13 protein-coding genes are annotated in these 15,137 nt (G+C 66.7%); 6 read left to right on the top strand and 7 right to left on the bottom strand.

Going from position 1 to position 15,137, the window contains the following annotated elements:
- Nucleotides 1-109 precede the first annotated feature (109 nt).
- Nucleotides 110-325, top strand: a complete 216-nt coding sequence (locus FFS62_RS19370; protein ID WP_137974480.1) for a VF530 family DNA-binding protein — start codon at nucleotides 110-112, stop codon at nucleotides 323-325.
- A gap of 90 nt (nucleotides 326-415) precedes the next feature.
- The gene (locus tag FFS62_RS19365; RefSeq protein ID WP_137974479.1) at nucleotides 416-1,303 is read left to right on the top strand and encodes an alpha/beta fold hydrolase; all 888 of its coding nucleotides are present in this window, start codon (nucleotides 416-418) and stop codon (nucleotides 1,301-1,303) included.
- An 80-nt stretch (nucleotides 1,304-1,383) separates the two neighbouring features.
- Here FFS62_RS19365 and FFS62_RS19360 read toward each other — a convergent pair whose 3' ends face one another.
- Nucleotides 1,384-2,172, bottom strand: a complete 789-nt coding sequence (locus tag FFS62_RS19360; protein ID WP_256662306.1) for an ABC transporter substrate-binding protein — start codon at nucleotides 2,170-2,172, stop codon at nucleotides 1,384-1,386.
- A gap of 206 nt (nucleotides 2,173-2,378) precedes the next feature.
- Here FFS62_RS19360 and FFS62_RS19355 point away from each other — a divergent pair, with 206 nt between their 5' ends.
- Both FFS62_RS19355 and FFS62_RS19350 read left to right on the top strand, forming a co-directional pair.
- Entirely contained in the window at nucleotides 2,379-3,215 is an 837-nt protein-coding gene (locus tag FFS62_RS19355; protein ID WP_137974478.1) for an AraC family transcriptional regulator, read from the top strand.
- A 96-nt stretch (nucleotides 3,216-3,311) separates the two neighbouring features.
- Nucleotides 3,312-3,905: a LysE family translocator gene (locus tag FFS62_RS19350; protein WP_137974477.1), complete on the top strand. Its 594-nt coding sequence runs from the start codon at nucleotides 3,312-3,314 to the stop codon at nucleotides 3,903-3,905.
- On the opposite strand, the gene FFS62_RS19345 is transcribed toward FFS62_RS19350, so the two are convergent.
- The 4 genes from FFS62_RS19345 to hrpA all read right to left on the bottom strand — a co-directional run bounded on the left by FFS62_RS19345 (nucleotide 3,902) and on the right by hrpA (nucleotide 10,103).
- Nucleotides 3,902-4,429 carry a DUF3087 domain-containing protein gene (locus FFS62_RS19345; protein WP_137974476.1) on the bottom strand — a complete coding sequence of 176 codons (528 nt, stop codon included), beginning with the start codon at nucleotides 4,427-4,429 and terminating at the stop codon, nucleotides 3,902-3,904. The genes FFS62_RS19350 and FFS62_RS19345 overlap by 4 nt on opposite strands.
- Before the next feature lie 92 nt (nucleotides 4,430-4,521).
- Nucleotides 4,522-5,619 carry a diguanylate cyclase gene (locus FFS62_RS19340; protein WP_256662304.1) on the bottom strand — a complete coding sequence of 366 codons (1,098 nt, stop codon included), beginning with the start codon at nucleotides 5,617-5,619 and terminating at the stop codon, nucleotides 4,522-4,524.
- 112 nt (nucleotides 5,620-5,731) lie between these two features.
- Nucleotides 5,732-6,001: a hypothetical protein gene (locus FFS62_RS19335; protein ID WP_137974474.1), complete on the bottom strand. Its 270-nt coding sequence runs from the start codon at nucleotides 5,999-6,001 to the stop codon at nucleotides 5,732-5,734.
- Nucleotides 6,002-6,032: 31 nt separating this feature from the next.
- Nucleotides 6,033-10,103: an ATP-dependent RNA helicase HrpA gene (hrpA, locus tag FFS62_RS19330; protein ID WP_137974473.1), complete on the bottom strand. Its 4,071-nt coding sequence runs from the start codon at nucleotides 10,101-10,103 to the stop codon at nucleotides 6,033-6,035.
- Nucleotides 10,104-10,280: 177 nt separating this feature from the next.
- Between hrpA and FFS62_RS19325 the strand changes: the two genes are divergently transcribed.
- The gene (locus FFS62_RS19325) at nucleotides 10,281-11,750 is read left to right on the top strand and encodes a methyl-accepting chemotaxis protein (protein ID WP_137974472.1); all 1,470 of its coding nucleotides are present in this window, start codon (nucleotides 10,281-10,283) and stop codon (nucleotides 11,748-11,750) included.
- A gap of 229 nt (nucleotides 11,751-11,979) precedes the next feature.
- Here the strand turns inward: FFS62_RS19325 and FFS62_RS19320 are convergent, their stop codons facing one another.
- Nucleotides 11,980-12,513 (bottom strand): transposase, encoded by a 534-nt coding sequence (locus FFS62_RS19320; protein ID WP_137974471.1) that lies wholly within the window; start codon nucleotides 12,511-12,513, stop codon nucleotides 11,980-11,982.
- A 243-nt stretch (nucleotides 12,514-12,756) separates the two neighbouring features.
- Here FFS62_RS19320 and FFS62_RS19315 point away from each other — a divergent pair, with 243 nt between their 5' ends.
- Entirely contained in the window at nucleotides 12,757-13,161 is a 405-nt protein-coding gene (locus FFS62_RS19315; RefSeq protein ID WP_137974470.1) for a thioesterase family protein, read from the top strand.
- A 58-nt stretch (nucleotides 13,162-13,219) separates the two neighbouring features.
- On the opposite strand, the gene fadD1 is transcribed toward FFS62_RS19315, so the two are convergent.
- Nucleotides 13,220-14,911 carry a long-chain-fatty-acid--CoA ligase FadD1 gene (gene fadD1, locus FFS62_RS19310; RefSeq protein WP_137974469.1) on the bottom strand — a complete coding sequence of 564 codons (1,692 nt, stop codon included), beginning with the start codon at nucleotides 14,909-14,911 and terminating at the stop codon, nucleotides 13,220-13,222.
- Nucleotides 14,912-15,137 lie beyond the last annotated feature (226 nt).

The raw sequence follows: 15,137 nt of genomic DNA, 5'->3' as shown, positions 1-15,137 counted from the left end.
TATTTTAGCTATCCGATCTCATACCGTAACTAATATCTCTCAGCCGTCGGCACCGTCAGAGTTGTATAAGAGACAGGCTCCGCCCCCACCAGCCCTGAGCAAGTACCTGATGAGCAACGACCCCCTCCACGGCCTAACTCTGAAAGCCATCGTCCAGGCCCTGGTCGACAAACACGGCTGGGACCGCCTCGGCCAGCTCATCGCCATCCGCTGCTTCACCCACGACCCCAGCGTCGACTCCAGCCTCAAGTTCCTGCGCAAAACGCCCTGGGCACGGGAAAAGGTCGAAGCGCTCTACATCAAGGACATCGCCAACAAGCGCTGAGCCGCGCCACGGCGACCATCCGGCGGGCAACCGAAGCAGCCTCCGCGAGGCGCTGTCATAACGGGACCAGCAACCCTTCAGGGAGGTCCCATGCCACCGCCCGCTCATGTTCGCCACCAGCGCCTGGACTTGGACGGCATCGAGGTGTTCTACCGCGAAGCCGGCCCGCAGGATGCGCCGGTGCTGCTCCTGCCCCACGGCTACCCCTGCTCCTCCTACGAATTCCGCAACCTGCTGCCGCTGCTGGCCGACCGCTGGCGGCTGGTGGCGCCGGACTTTCCCGGCTGCGGTTATTCGGGCACGCCCTTCGAGTTCAGCTACGACTTCGACGGCTACGCCGACTTCCTCGCGCGCTTCGCCAACCGCCTGGGCATCGAACGCTTCGCCCTGTACCTGCATGACTTCGGCTCGCAGATCGGACTGCGCCTGGCCATCAGCCGGCCGCAGCGCATCACCGCGCTGATCGTGCAGAACGGCGATATCTACGAGGACCAGCTGGGGCCGAAGTACGCCGCGCTAAAGCAGTTCTTCAACAACCCCAGCGACGAGACGCAACGCACGCTGGCCGAGTCGGTGAGCCTGGAGGGCTTTCGCGACGAGTTCCTCAACGACGTGGAGCCGCATGTGGCCGCGCGCATCCCGCCGGACCTCTGGCAGCTGCACTGGGCGCTGATGACGCCGCGCCGCCAGCAGATCGCCCTGCGGCTGATCACCGGGCTGAGGGAGAACCTGGCCTGGTTCCCGCACTACCAGGTGTACCTGCGCCAGCATCAGCCGCCAACGCTGATCCTCTGGGGCCCGCGCGACGGCTTCATGCCCGAGGGCGCGGCGCGCGCCTATCTGCGCGACCTGCCGGACGCCGAGCTGCACCTGTTCGAGGACGGCGGCCACTGGCTGCTGGAAACGCATCTAGAGGAAGTGGCGGCGCTGATGCGCGACTTTCTCGAACGCACCCTGGGCGACGCGCGGCAGGATTGAAGCCGGCCCGCGCCCTGCATCGCCGGGGTTTGCCGGCGCTGGCGCGGACGGCGCCCGCGCCGGATAAGACGAGCGGCAGTTCAGGGTTGCAGATAGCGCTGCTTGATGCGCGCCTGGGTGCCATCGGCGAGCTGCTTGCGCAGCACCTCGGCATACATCTGCACGAACTCGGGCTGCACGCTCTTCTTGCTGAAGGCCACTTCCACGCCCTCGCTGGACACCACCACCGGCGTGGGCCGGATCAGCTCGCTCAGGCCCAGTTCCTCGATCTCCTGCTGGCCGGAGAGTTCGTCGGCGATCACTCCGTCGATGCGCCCCTTGGCGGCCATGCGCCACAGGTTGAGGCGGTTGGAGCTGAACTTCATGCGCTCGTGGAAGGCCGGTGTCTGCAACAGCTCCAGGTAGCTCGGCCCGTAGGACACCTCCATCTGCGCGCCCAGGCGGAAGGTGGTGTCGCGCAGTTGCAGCAGCTCGCTCACCGGCCAGCGGGCGGCGGCATCGCGGCGCATGAACAGGATGTTGCGCGAGGCCTCCTCGACCACGCCGGAGAAGTGCGCGTACACCTCACGCTCGGGCTTGCGGAAGGCGCCGGGCAGTATGTCGAGGCGACCCTGCTCCAGCTCGCGCAGGGCCCTGGCCCAGGGCAAACGCACCAGACGCGCCTCGCAGCCCATGCCGTGCAGCACGGAGCGCACGCCGTCGACGGTGGCGCCGACCACCTCGCCATCCGCCAGCTGCATGCTGAAGGGTGGGTCGTCGTCCCAGCGTAGGGTCACCTGGCAGGCGGCGCTCGCCAGGCTCGGCACGAACAGGGCCGCCGCCAGCAGGAGCCGGCGGCAGTGCAGCATGGCAAGGAGGGAGAAAGGCATCAGGCGCTCGCGGGACAGCTCGGAACCGGTAGCCTTGACTCTAGAGAATGCCCCGGCACCGGTAAAGGACGGCGCCGCTTGGGCGCGGATCGGCCCGAATGATGGCCATCGGATAAGCGGCCCGGCCGCCTGCACAAATCTTCTAAACCTCGGCAGGCGGACGCGCTAAGGTCACGACAGGCCGAGCGCCGCTTTCGGAGAACCCCGTGGACACACGCAACTGGATCGACCTCGCGCAGGATGCCGACACCGGCATCGAGTCGATCCGTGCCCACTTCGAGGGCCACGCCTACGACCCGCACTGGCACGACAGCTACCTGGTCGGAGTCACCGAACAGGGCGTGCAGCAGTTCAACTGCCGCCGCGAGAAGCACCTGAGCACGCCGGGCAAGGTGATTCTGCTGGAGCCGGGCGAGATCCACGACGGCCACGCGCCGACCGCGGAAGGCTTCACCTATTCCATGCTGTACATCGACCCGCAGTGGCTGGAGCGCGAGCTGCACGCGCTGTTCGAGCATGCACCGGCGAACAGCACGCCGAGCTTCGCCAATATCCTCAACAACGACGCCCCGATGGCCGGCGCCATCTTCCGCGCCTTCCACACGCTGCACGACGGTGACCTGCGCATCGTCCGGCAGACCGCCATCGACGACCTGCTGGGCAGCATGACCAGCCGCCTGCAGTGGCGCAAACGGGAGAACCCGGACCCGCGCCTGCCGCTGGTGGCGCAGCGCGCCCGCGACTACCTGCATGCGAACTTCGACCAGGACATCGGCCTGGACGACACGGCGGCGGCCTGCGGGGTGGATCGCTTCCGCCTCAGCCGCGCCTTCAAGAGCGCCTTCGGCATCGCCCCGCACGCCTACCTGATCCAGTTGCGCCTGGCCAAGGCGCGCCAGCGGCTGGCCCGTGGCGACACTCCGGCCGATGTGGCCAGCGCCCTGGGCTTCGCCGACCAGAGCCACCTGGGCCGCTGGTTCCGCCGCGCCTACCGGCTGACGCCCGCCGATTACCGGCGCCGCTGCACAAAGCTTCCAGACTGATCGGCCGCCACGCCGCAGCATGAGCCTCCATCACCACGGAGAGCCCATGCCATGCGTTATTTCCTCGCTTCGCGCGACAGCGGGAGGGACTGAGCCATGCAGTCCCTGCTGCCCTTCCTGTTGTTCGCCTTCGCTTCCACCATCACGCCGGGGCCGACCAATATCCTGGCGCTCAGCCACGGCGCGCGCTTCGGCGTGCGCGCCACTCTGCCGCTGGTACTCGGCGCCTGCCTGGCGGCGGCGCTGATCGTGCTGCTGGTGGGCTTGGGCCTGGGCGAGGTGCTGTTGCGCTACCCGCGCGTGCAGCTGGCGATGAGCTGGCTCGGCGCGCTATGGCTGAGCTGGCTGGCCTGGCAACTATGGCGCAGCGCGGCCGCGCCGCTGAACGCCCAGGACGCGCGCGCACTCGGCCCGCTGGGCGCGGCGGCGCTGCAACTGGTGAACCCCAAGGTGTGGATGATGGCGGTCGCGGTGGTCAGCGTGTTCGCCGCCGGCAGCGCGGACAAGGCCCTGCGCGTGCTGCAGCTGTCGCTGATCTTCCTGCTGCTGGCCATGCCGTGCATGACCGCCTGGGCCCTGCTCGGCGCCGGCAGCGCCCGCCTGCTGCAGTCGCCGCAGCGGATGAAGCGCTTCAACCAGATGCTGGCGTTGTTGCTGTTCGCCTCTACCTGGTTGGCGTTGCTGCTTTAGGGCTTGAAGGTCTTCACCGCTTCCAGCCAGGCCGGATCGAGGCGGTTCTGCTCCAGGTCCAGCCCGCGCTGCTCCATCAGCTCGCGGTGCGCGTCGATCTCGCGAACCATGTGGCTGAGGTCGGCGCTGTTGCCGTCCAGCTGGTGCATCTGGGTCACGCCCAGGTGGTAGAAGCGCAGCAGCTGCATGGCGTTGGCGTCGCCCGCGGCCACGCCGGCTTTCACGTGGTGCATGACGTTGGTGACGCGCATCAGGCTGCGCTTGAGCCCCCAGCCATAGGCAGCAGCCGCCATGAACGGCCGATGCCACAGCTGCTGGCGCACCACGGCCACGGTCAGCGCCATGCCGGTGAGCACGCCGAGCAGGTTCCACTTGAAGTTGTCGCCGGGCGGGCCGCCGAACAGCTGGGTGCTGGCGGTGGCGCAGAGCATGGCCAGCACCAGGAAGATGGCAATCACCACGAAGGTGCTGCGGCGGGTCTGCTGGCGATAGAGCTCGGGGCTCATGGGCTGGATTTCGAACATGGCTGATCCGGGTGGATGCGAGGGGGCGTCAACATGCCCTATCACTTGCGTGCCGTCGAGCCCCTGGATGATGACAAGCCTTGTCGGCCGTTTCAGAGCACTTCTATGCGGTCCCGGCCATTGGCCTTGGCCCGGTACAGCGCCCGGTCGGCGCGGTCGAGCATGCTCTGCGGGTTCTCGTCGCCGAGGTAGTGGGTGATGCCGAAGCTGGCGGTCTTGCGCAGCACGGTGTCGAAGTCGAACTGGCGGATGCGCGCCTGCAGGGTGAGCGCGGCGGTCTGCGCCTGCAGGGCGTCGATCTCCGGCAGGATGACGAGGAACTCCTCGCCGCCCAGGCGGCCGACCTTGTCGACGCTGCGCACGTTGTCGCGCAGCAGCGTGGCGAACTGGCGCAGCACGCTGTCGCCCACCGCGTGGCCGTGGTGGTCGTTGACGTGCTTGAAGTGGTCGATGTCCAGCAGGATCACCGAGAACGGCGTGCCGTAGCGCTGGGCGCGGGCGATTTCCTCGGCGAACAGCTGGTCGATGCGCGAGCGGTTCCACAGCCCGGTGAGGCCGTCGACGGTGGCGCTGAGGGCCAGCCGGCCCTGGTGCAGGAACATGGTCTTGTGCGCCTTCTCCAGCACGAAGGCGCAGAGCACGCCGAAGGAGAAGGACGCCAGCACCCAGATCAGGTGCAGGCGCTGCACGCCCGGCTGCAGGGCGTCGCCGAGGGTGACGACGAGCAGCAGCACCACCGAGGCGCCGGCCGTCTGCAGGGCTTGGCGCAGGGTCAGGCCGGAGACGGTGAAGGTCCACATCAGGTTGAGATATATCTCCGGCACGAAGTAGGCGAAATCCGCCTTGCCGTAGTTGAAGGCCAGGTTGGTGACCACCGCGCCGACCGGCGCCACGAACAGCAGCACCAGCATCCAGCGCTGCGCAGCCTCGTGGTAGCTCATCAGGCCCACGGCCAGCAGCGCCAGGGGCACTACCATGCCGTGTGCCAGCAGGCGCAGGCCGAGGTGATCGCCGGCCACGTTCTGCTCGATGGCGGCGTAGATCAGGTACAGCCCCATGGTGAGGAACGCAACGTAGCGGATCTGCGGCAGCTTGGCCTGCTGGTACCAGTGGGCGAACTCCCGGCGCGTCGCCTCGGGCAAGCCGTGCAACGGGTTCAGCGACCGCGTCAGCCTTTCGATCACCCTCACCGCCAGCTCCTGTGCCATGGTCGCCCAGGACGGGCGGCCCACCTATGTCGGCCGAAGCGGCGCCGACATGAGCTCAGAATGCCATCATGCCTCGATCCAGTGCCACTACCGGTTAGCTACACATCTCGGCATCGGAGAACGGGCAAATGACGATATAGGACACGATGATGACGGGAAGCGCGACCAGCGCCGCCACTGTTCCCACCACCCCATAGACCACTTGCTCCCCGGTAGACGGCTTGGGCCGCTCAGGCTTCTGCTCGCACTGTTCCGACTTGCAGGGCTGGGCCTCTGTCGACGGCTCCGACCGCTGGGGTGGGCGCTGAGCACACGCGACCAGACACAGACTCAAGAGCCCGAAAACCAGCATCCTCAGTTTCATCTAAACCTCCCTGTTAACGGCCTGAACCGGTTCAGGCCTCCACCTGACTCCACTGCTTGCTCAGCCGTTTGTCCGACACCGCCATTTTCGTGCCGAGCTGCTGGGCGAACAGCGATACGCGGTATTCCTCCAGCATCCAGCGGTACAGCACCAGCTCGGGGTCGCGCTTGCCTTCCTGGGCGTGCTTGGCGGCTCTAGCCTGGTATTGCTCCCAGGCGGCGGTGAGCTCGCCGGTCCACACGCGGTCGCGCTGCACCTGGCTGCCGACCTTGTCCAGGCGCTGCTCGATGGCTTTCAGATAACGCGGGATTTCCTTCAGCCACTCGCCGGGCGTTTCGCGGACGAAGCCGGGATAGACCAGGTTGGCCAGCTGCTGCTTGATGTCGTTGAGGGCCATGGCCTGGGCCAGGTCGATCTTGCCCTTGAAGCGCTTCTGCAGGCCGTGGGCGAGCTTGAGGATGTCCAGGGTGAGCTTGGCGATACGTTCGGCGTGGCCGGTCCAGTCGCCACGCTTTTTCTCGGCCAGGGCGGCCAGCGCCGCGCCATCTCGCGGCAGCGTGGCTTCGCCTTCGAGCACACAGGCATCGAGGCTGGCCAGCAGGATGTCCTCGACCAGTGCCTCGGGGCGGCCCATCTCGCGATACAGCAGGCCCAGCTCGGTGAGGCCCGGCAGCTTGCCGCGCAGGAACTTGGCCGATTCGGCCAGTTGTTGCAGCAGCAGTTTCTGCAGGGCACGGCGGTGCTGGAAGTCGGCCTCGGCCTGGGTCGGGAAGCGCCCTTCCTTGACCACACCGCCCTCTTCCACCAGCGCCGGGAACACGGTCATGGAAAGGCCGGCGATCTTCTGCTGGGTCTTCTCGGCGACCTGGGCGAAGGCCTTGGCCTCCACCGGCTTCTGTTCCTGCTTCTGCTGCGGGATGGCCAGGGCGGCCTGGCTGGCTTCGGCGAAGCGCGCGGTCAGCTCGGCCAGGTCGCGGCCTTCGCCAAGGAACTTGCCACGAGCGTCGACCACTTCCAGGTTCATCTTGAGATGCGACTCCAGCTGCTGCGCCGCTTCCTCCCAGGCCTCGTCGGAGACGCGGGCGCCGGTCATGCGGGTCAGCTCGCGGCCGAGGGATTCGGGTAGCGAACCCTGGCCGAAAGCGATCTTGGAGAGCGCGGCGCCGACGAAGTCCGGCACCGGCACGAAGTTCTTGCGGATCGCCTTGGGCAGGTTGCGCACCAGGGCGATGGCCTTGGCCTCGATCAGGCCCGGCACCAACCATTCCAGGCGGTCCGCCGGCAATTGCGGCAGCAGCGGTGCCGGCACGCGCAGGGTCACACCGTCGCGCGGGTGATTGGGCTCGAAGTGGTAGGTCAGCGGCAGTTGCAGCTCGCCGAGCTGGAGGATGTCCGGGTACTGGGCGGCAGTGACTTCCTTGGCGTCACGGGCCAGCACGTCCTCCTCGCGCATGATCAGCAGCTGCGGGTTCTTCGCACTCTCGCTCTTGTACCAATGCTCGAAGGTGGCGGCCTGGTGGATCTCCGCCGGGATGCGCGCCTCGTAGAAGGCGTACAGGGTTTCCTCATCGGCAAGGATGTCGCGGCGGCGGGCCTTGGCCTCCAGCTCGTCGAGGCGATCGAGCAGCTCTCGGTTGGCCGCCAGGCACTTGGCGCGGCTGTTGATCTCGCCGCGCACCAGGCCCTCGCGGATAAACAGTTCGCGCGAGGCCACCGGGTCGACCGGGCCGAAATGCACCGGGCGGCGGCCGACCACGATCAGGCCGTACAGGGTGACCTGTTCGAAGGCCACCACCTGGCCACGGCGCTTCTCCCAGTGCGGCTCGAAGTGGTTCTTCTTGATCAGGTGGCCGGCCAGCGGCTCGATCCAGTCCGGCTCGATCTTGGCGACCATGCGGGCGAACAGCTTGGTGGTTTCCACCAGCTCGGCGGTCATCACCCAGGTCGGCTTCTTGCGGCCGATCACCGAGGACGGGTGAATCCAGAAGCGCCGCTGGCGTGCGCCGAGGTAGTCGCCCTCCTCGGTCTTCTGGCCGATCTGGCTAAGCAGGCCGGACAGAATCGCCTTGTGCACCGCGGCGTAGCTCTTGGCTCGCTGCGCGGCCTCGCCGGCCTCGGCCTGCTCGCGGACGATGACCTTGGTGTCTTTGGTCGGCTGCGGGCCTTGTGCAGATTGGCCTTTCTGACCGGGCTTGGCGGTGGGCTGCCCTGCGGGCGACCGGTCCGCCGCCCGGTCCACCTTACGACCGTCCTCTGACTTGCTTGGCGATAACTGCAGTTCGCGGGCGATCAGCACCAGTTGGCGGTGAGCGTCGCGCCACTCGCGCAGGCGCAGGTAATTGAGGAAGTTCTTCTTGCACCAGTTGCGCAGCGGGTTGCTGCCCAGCTCCTGGCGCTTCTCCTCGAAGCCGCGCCACAGGTTGATCAGCGCGGCGAAGTCGGAGTCCACGTCCTTCCACTGCGCGTGGGCCTGGTCGGCGGCCTGCTGGCGCTCCATCGGCCGTTCGCGCGGGTCCTGCACCGACAGCGCCGAGGCGACGATCAGAATTTCATCCAGGCTGCCGAGCTTGGCCGCTTCCAGCACCATACGGCCCAGGCGCGGGTCGATGGGCAGGCGCGCCAGCTGGCGGCCAATAGGCGTGAGCTGGCTCTCGCGGTTGACCGCCGACAGCTCCTGCAACAGGGTGAAGCCGTCGCTGATGGCCTTGCCATCCGGCGGCTCGATAAAGGGGAAGTCCTCGATGCTGCCCAGGCGCAGATTGAGCATCTGCAGGATCACCGCGGCCAGGTTGGTGCGCAGGATTTCCGGATCGGTAAATGCGGGGCGGCCGAGGAAATCCTCCTCGCTGTACAGGCGGATGCAGATACCCGGCTCGACCCGGCCGCAGCGGCCCTTGCGCTGGTTGGCGCTGGCCTGGGACACGGCCTCGATGGGCAGGCGCTGGACCTTGGCGCGGTAGCTGTAGCGGCTGATCCGTGCGGTGCCGCTGTCGATCACGTAGCGGATGCCCGGCACGGTCAGCGAAGTCTCGGCGACGTTGGTGGCCAGCACGATCTTGCGCCCGGCCATGGGCGCGAAGATCTTCTGCTGCTCGGCCGGGGTCAGCCGCGCATACAGCGGCAGCACTTCGGTGAAACGCAGGTTGGCCTTGCGCAGCACCTCGGCGGCCTCGCGGATTTCACGCTCGCCGGGGAGGAACACCAGCACATCGCCGGGGCGCTTGCCCTCGGCCTTCTCGTGGGCGGCGATCTCGTCCAGCGCGGCGAGGATGCCCTGGTCGACGGTGAGGTCGTCGAGCAGGCTCTCGCCCTCCTCGTCCACCTCGGCGGCCAGCGGGCGGTACCAGGTTTCCACCGGGTAGGTGCGGCCGGACACCTCGATGATTGGCGCGTCATTGAAGTGCTTACTGAAGCGCTCCAGGTCGATGGTCGCCGAGGTGATGATCAGCTTGAGGTCGGGGCGACGCGGCAGCAGGGTCTTCAGGTAGCCGAGCAGGAAGTCGATGTTCAGCGAACGCTCGTGGGCCTCGTCGACGATGATGGTGTCGTACTTCTCCAGGAAACGGTCGTGCTGGGTCTCGGCGAGCAGGATGCCGTCGGTCATCAGCTTGATCAGCGTGCTGTCCTTGCTCTGATCCTCGAAGCGCACCTGGTAGCCGACCAGCTCGCCCAGCGGCGTGGCGATTTCCTCGGCCACCCGGGTGGCGACGCTGCGCGCGGCCAAGCGGCGTGGCTGGGTGTGGCCGATCAGGCCGTGCACGCCGCGACCGATCTCCAGGCAAATCTTCGGCAGCTGGGTGGTCTTGCCCGAGCCGGTTTCGCCGGCGATCACCAGCACCTGATGCTTCTCCAGCGCGGCCTTGATCTCGTCGCGCTTGGCGGCGATCGGCAGGGCGTCGTCGTAGCGGATGGTCGGGATGCTGCGCTTGCGCGCCTCGACCTTGGCGATGGAGGCCTGGAAGCGCTCCAGCCATTGGGCCAGCTTGGCTTCGTCCGGCGGTGTCTGCTTCTGCAGTTCGTGCAGCTGGCGACGCAGGCGGTTACGGTCGGCCAGCAGGGTCTGGTCGAGGTTCTTCAGCAGGGATTCGTGGGTATCGGTCATCGCAACGGGCGGCTACTTCGGCTAGGCGGCGATTGTCGCAGATTGCCGGCGCCTGGACACGCCGCGACGAGCGGCTGGCGCCGGAATCTGTCGGGTTGATCGGGATCAATTCCGGCCGCATCGCCCGCAGGCAGGATATGGCCAAGTGCCAGACCAGCCGCGTGCAGACATACCTATATGAAAAAGTGGATTCTCGATCTCTCCCTCAAATACAAGTTCTGGGCCGTCAACCTGGTGGCCTTCGTCACCACCCTGATGCTGGTGCTGTTCGCCATGCAGCAGGAACAGGCCGGCCGCCACGAGACCGCCCGCGAAGCGGCGCAGGCCAAGGCCGCGCTGCTGGCCGCCTGGCCGGCCGGCAGCGCGCTGCCGCGCGATGCCCAGGTGCTGAGCTTCGCCAGCGGCGGCAAGCCGGCCCTGCCCGGCGTGACCGGCAAGGAGCGCGGCTGGGTCGAGCTGGAACACGACGGCCTATGGGGTGACTCACCAGTGATCGGCGCCTGGCTGCAGGATGCCGGCGACGGCCAGCGCCTGGCGGTGACGGCCAGCGCACCGAGCCTGTGGCAGGTGTTCGAGGCCCGTGCCGGCGCCTATGCGCTGTGCGTGTTCGCGCTGATGCTGCTCCTGCTCGGCGCCTCGCAACTGCTGATCCGCTTCATCCTCAGCCACCTCAACCGGCTCAAGGACGTGATGCTGCACGTGGAGCGCAGCGGCGACCTGGCCGCCCGTGCCGAGCTGGACAGCCGCGACGAAGTGGGCCAGATGGCCAACGCCTTCAACGCCATGCAGGCTGGCTACCAGCGCGTGGTGGGCACCGTGGCCCAGGCCGCCGCCAGCCTCGACGAAGGCGCGCGGCGCCTGGCCGCCAGCATGGAGCAGGTGCGCGGCGGCATGCTCGGCCAGCAGAGCGAGACCGACCAGGCCGCCACCGCGATCAACGAGATGTCCACCACCGTGCACCACATCGCCCAGCACGCCGCCGATACCCGCGACCAGTCCACCGAGGCGGACCGCCTCAGCGGCGTCGGCCAGCAGGTGGTGGGCCGCGCCAGCCAGGCCATCGCCGGACTGTCCCAGGGTGTGCAGCAGACGGCGGAGATGATCCAGCAGCTGGCCGAGGACAGCCGCACCATCGGCAGCATGGTCGAGACCATCCACGGCATCGCCGAGCAGACCAACCTTCTCGCGCTCAACGCGGCCATCGAGGCGGCCCGCGCCGGCGATATGGGCCGTGGCTTCGCCGTGGTGGCCGACGAGGTGCGCAACCTGGCCAAGCGCGTGCAGGACTCCACCGACGAGATCACCCGCATGATCGGCAACCTCCAGTCCGCCAGCCGCGACGCCGTGGAGTTCATGCAGGAGAGCTCGCTTAAGGCCGACCAGTGCGTGCAGGAAGCCGGCGCCGCCGGCGAGGCCCTCGGCCACATCGCCCAGGCGGTGGCCTTGATGCGCGAGAGCAACACGCAGATCGCCGTGGCCGCCGAACAGCAGAGCCAGGTCGCCGAGGAAATGACCCGCTCGGTGGTGGGCATCCGTGATGTCACCGAACAGACCGTGCAACAGACCCTCGCCTCGGCCAGCACCAGCGCCGAGCTGGTGAGCCTGGCCGATGAGCTGGGCAAGGCGATTCGGCGGTTGAAGTTGTAAGGGGCGGGGTTGGTGTACGGCCACGGCCGACTAAGCCATCCGCAGGGTAATCTCACGTAGGGTGGTCTCGGAGCGGAGCGACAGCCCACCGAGCAGGCGGCTCAATTGCTAACGGATAGAGTTCCGTGCGGCGCCCGTTGGTGTACTGCCTTCGGCGAGTACACCTACAAGAGCGGTCCCTACAAAAACGGACACCCTGCAAACCCCAACCTTTTCCGCGCCAGGCAACTCAATCGTCGTACACCACGGCCGCCGGGCTCGTCCCACCGCCCCAATCTGCCGGATACACGCCATTGCGCACCTCCCGGTGAAAAGTCGAATAGGGCCAATCCACGACTCGTTCGACCAGCCCATGCTTCACCGGGTTGAAATGCAGGTAGTCCAGGTGCGCGCGCAGGTCGGGTTCGTCGCGAATCAGGTGTTCCCAATAGCGGCGCTGCCAGACGCCTCGCTCGCGCCGGGTGTGGTTGAGGGCGAAGCGTTTCTCTTGCAGCGGCAGGTCGCGGGAGAAGATCAGCTTGATCAGGCGCCAGCGCAGATCGAAGTCCGCATCGCCGTCCGGCAACTCGATCACGCAGTGCAGATGGTCCGGTAGCACGACCCAGCCGTGAATATGAAACGGATGCTCGGTGCGCACGGTGCGCACGGCCACGCGTAGCTGGTCGATGTAGCGCACCAGCAGATCGCTGTGGTGGCGCTGGCGCAGTGCATGGGTGAAGAAATAGGTGCCGCCCGGGCACCACACGCGGTGGTATTGCGACATGGATCGTCATCCTTGACGAAGCTGGTGGCGCACAGCATAGCGGGCAGCTGCATTGCCTGCATGGACGGCCCGTGCCGGACTCCACTGGCGCATCGCGACAGCGAGACGACCCGCTCACCCACCAGTTCCGCGCCTGGAACAGCGACTGAGCCCCGATGGTGAGGCCTGATAGCACTGCCGCTGACGGCGGCAGCCGTTATGATCACGGCATCCTTCAACGACTCGAACAGGCACGTATCCGTCATGCCCTTCACCACCACCCGCACCGTTCTGTTCGGCGACTGCGACCCGGCAGGGATCGTCTACACACCGCGCATCGCCTACTTCGTCATCGAGGCTATCCACGAATTCCTCTCCCACCGCCTCGGTGGCGAGGGCCTGCGCAAGCTGTTCGCCATGGGCATCCTGCCGCCGGCGCGGGCGCTGTCGGTCGAATTCCTCTCGCCGATGACCTGGGACGAGGTGATCAGCATCGAGGTGCGCAGCGAAGCACCCGGCGCCACGTCGTTCAGCTTCACCGTGGAGGGCCGTCAGGCCTCCGGCGAGGTGACCTTCCGCGCCTCGATGACCCAGGTATGCATCGACCCCGAGAGCAAGCAGCCGACTGCCCTGCCCGAGGCGCTGCGCCAGGCGCTGCTGCCCGACTGAGCGAGTCGCAGAAACGAAAAAGCCCCGCCTAGGCGGGGCTTTTTCATGCTGCTGAAGATCAGGCGGTGGCGGCCAGCTTCTTCAGCTCCTCGTCACGCAGCTCGCGACGCAGGATCTTGCCGACGTTGGTGGTCGGCAGGCTGTCGCGGAACTCGACGAAGCGCGGCACCTTGTAGCCGGTGAGGTTGGCGCGCATGTGCTCCATCACCTGCTCCTTGGTCAGGCTCTCGCCCGGACGCACCACGATGAAGACCTTGATCGCCTCGCCCGACTTCTCGTCCGGCACGCCGATGGCGGCGCACTGCAGCACGCCCGGCAGGGTGGCGAGCACGTCTTCCAGTTCGTTCGGGTAGACGTTGAAGCCGGACACCAGAATCATGTCCTTCTTGCGGTCGACGATGCGCAGGTAGCCGTCATCCTGGATCACGGCGATGTCACCGGTCTTCAGCCAGCCGTCGGCCGAGAGCATCTCGTCGGTGGCTTCCTGGCGCTGCCAGTAGCCTTTCATCACCTGCGGGCCCTTGACGCACAGTTCGCCACGCTCGCCCAGCGGCAGGTCGTTGCCGGCGTCGTCGATGACCTTGCACAGGGTCGACGGAACCGGGATGCCGATGGTGCCGACCTGGATGTTCTGGTACGGGTTGACGGTGGCGACCGGGCTGGTCTCGGTCATGCCGTAGCCTTCGCAGATCGGGCAGCCGGTGACTTCCTTCCAGCGCTCGGCGGTGGCCAGTTGCAGGGCCATGCCGCCGGACAGGGTCAGCTTCAGGGCGGACAGGTCGAGACGGCGGAAGTCCTCGTTGTTGCACAGGGCCACGAACAGGGTGTTGAGGCCGACGAAGGTGGTGAACTTCCACTTGCCCAGCTCTTTCACGGTGCCCGGCAGGTCGCGCGGGTTGGTGATGAGGATGTTGTGGTTGCCGGTCAGCATCATCGCCATGCAATGGAAGGTGAAGGCGTAGATGTGGTACAGCGGCAGCGGGCAGATGACGATTTCGCAGCCTTCGCCGAGGTTGGAGCCCATCAGCGCCTTGGATTGCAGCATGTTGGCCACCAGGTTGCGGTGGGTCAGCATGGCGCCCTTGGCTACGCCGGTGGTGCCGCCGGTGTACTGCAGCACGGCGACGTCGCCGTTGTGCGGACTGGCTTCGTTGACCGGCTTGCCGCGGCCCATGGCCAGGGCCTTGTTCAGCTTGACGGCCTGCGGCAGGTTGAACGCCGGGACCATCTTCTTCACGTGCTTGACCACGGTGTTGACCAGCAGGCGCTTGAGCGGCGGCAGCAGGTCACCTACCTCGGTAACTATGACGTGCTTGACGCCGGTCTTCGGCAGCACCTCTTCCGCCAAGTGGGCCATGTTGGCCAGGCAGACCAGGGCCTTGGCGCCGGAGTCGTTGAACTGGTGTTCCATTTCCCGCGCGGTGTACAGCGGGTTGGTGTTGACCACGATCATGCCGGCACGCATGGCGCCGAATACCACCACGGGGTATTGCAGGACGTTGGGCAACTGCACGGCGATGCGATCGCCGGCCTTGAGGTCGGTGTGGTTCTGCAGATAGGCGGCGAAGACGCCGGAGAGTTCGTACAGCTCGCCGTAGGTCAGGGTCTTGCCCATGTTGCTGAAAGCAGGCTTATCGGCAAAGCGTTGGCAGGACTCTTTCAGTACGGCCTGGATGTTGGGGTACTGGTCGGCATCGATCTCGGCAGCGATTCCGACAGGGTATTTGTCCTTCCAGAAGTTATCGATCATGGAAGCCTACTCCTGAGCAACAGCTTGTCTACACCGCGCGCAATGGCGGTCATTTGTTGTGATGTGTTGACCTTGACGCGAGGTGGGGACTGGCGCAAAGCGTGCCGAGAGTAGCAGCTTTGCCAGGGAGCGCCTAGCACCAAAGGCAGCCCCAGCGGTCAGAAAAATGACCGATCATCACTGATCGGTCATTTCCTGATGGAGCGGGTGAAAAGCCCTGGGCAGC

This window comes from Pseudomonas sp. F(2018) (assembly GCF_005508865.1).
GTDB lineage: Bacteria > Pseudomonadota > Gammaproteobacteria > Pseudomonadales > Pseudomonadaceae > Aquipseudomonas.
The sequence above is the reverse complement of the archived record's forward strand: the minus strand, read 5'-3'. Positions and strand labels throughout refer to the sequence as shown.

Bases quoted from the DNA above. Each gene is read 5' to 3' on its own strand.
- FFS62_RS19350 (WP_137974477.1), top strand. From the start codon at position 3,312: ATGCAGTCCCTGCTGCCCTTCCTGTTGTTCGCCTTCGCTTCCACCATC.
- FFS62_RS19360 (WP_256662306.1), bottom strand. From the start codon at position 2,172: ATGCCTTTCTCCCTCCTTGCCATGCTGCACTGCCGCCGGCTCCTGCTG.
- FFS62_RS19345 (WP_137974476.1), bottom strand. From the start codon at position 4,429: ATGTTCGAAATCCAGCCCATGAGCCCCGAGCTCTATCGCCAGCAGACC.
- FFS62_RS19335 (WP_137974474.1), bottom strand. From the start codon at position 6,001: ATGAAACTGAGGATGCTGGTTTTCGGGCTCTTGAGTCTGTGTCTGGTC.
- FFS62_RS19370 (WP_137974480.1), top strand. From the start codon at position 110: ATGAGCAACGACCCCCTCCACGGCCTAACTCTGAAAGCCATCGTCCAG.
- FFS62_RS19365 (WP_137974479.1), top strand. From the start codon at position 416: ATGCCACCGCCCGCTCATGTTCGCCACCAGCGCCTGGACTTGGACGGC.
- hrpA (WP_137974473.1), bottom strand. From the start codon at position 10,103: ATGACCGATACCCACGAATCCCTGCTGAAGAACCTCGACCAGACCCTG.
- FFS62_RS19320 (WP_137974471.1), bottom strand. From the start codon at position 12,513: ATGTCGCAATACCACCGCGTGTGGTGCCCGGGCGGCACCTATTTCTTC.
- fadD1 (WP_137974469.1), bottom strand. From the start codon at position 14,911: ATGATCGATAACTTCTGGAAGGACAAATACCCTGTCGGAATCGCTGCC.
- FFS62_RS19315 (WP_137974470.1), top strand. From the start codon at position 12,757: ATGCCCTTCACCACCACCCGCACCGTTCTGTTCGGCGACTGCGACCCG.
- FFS62_RS19325 (WP_137974472.1), top strand. From the start codon at position 10,281: ATGAAAAAGTGGATTCTCGATCTCTCCCTCAAATACAAGTTCTGGGCC.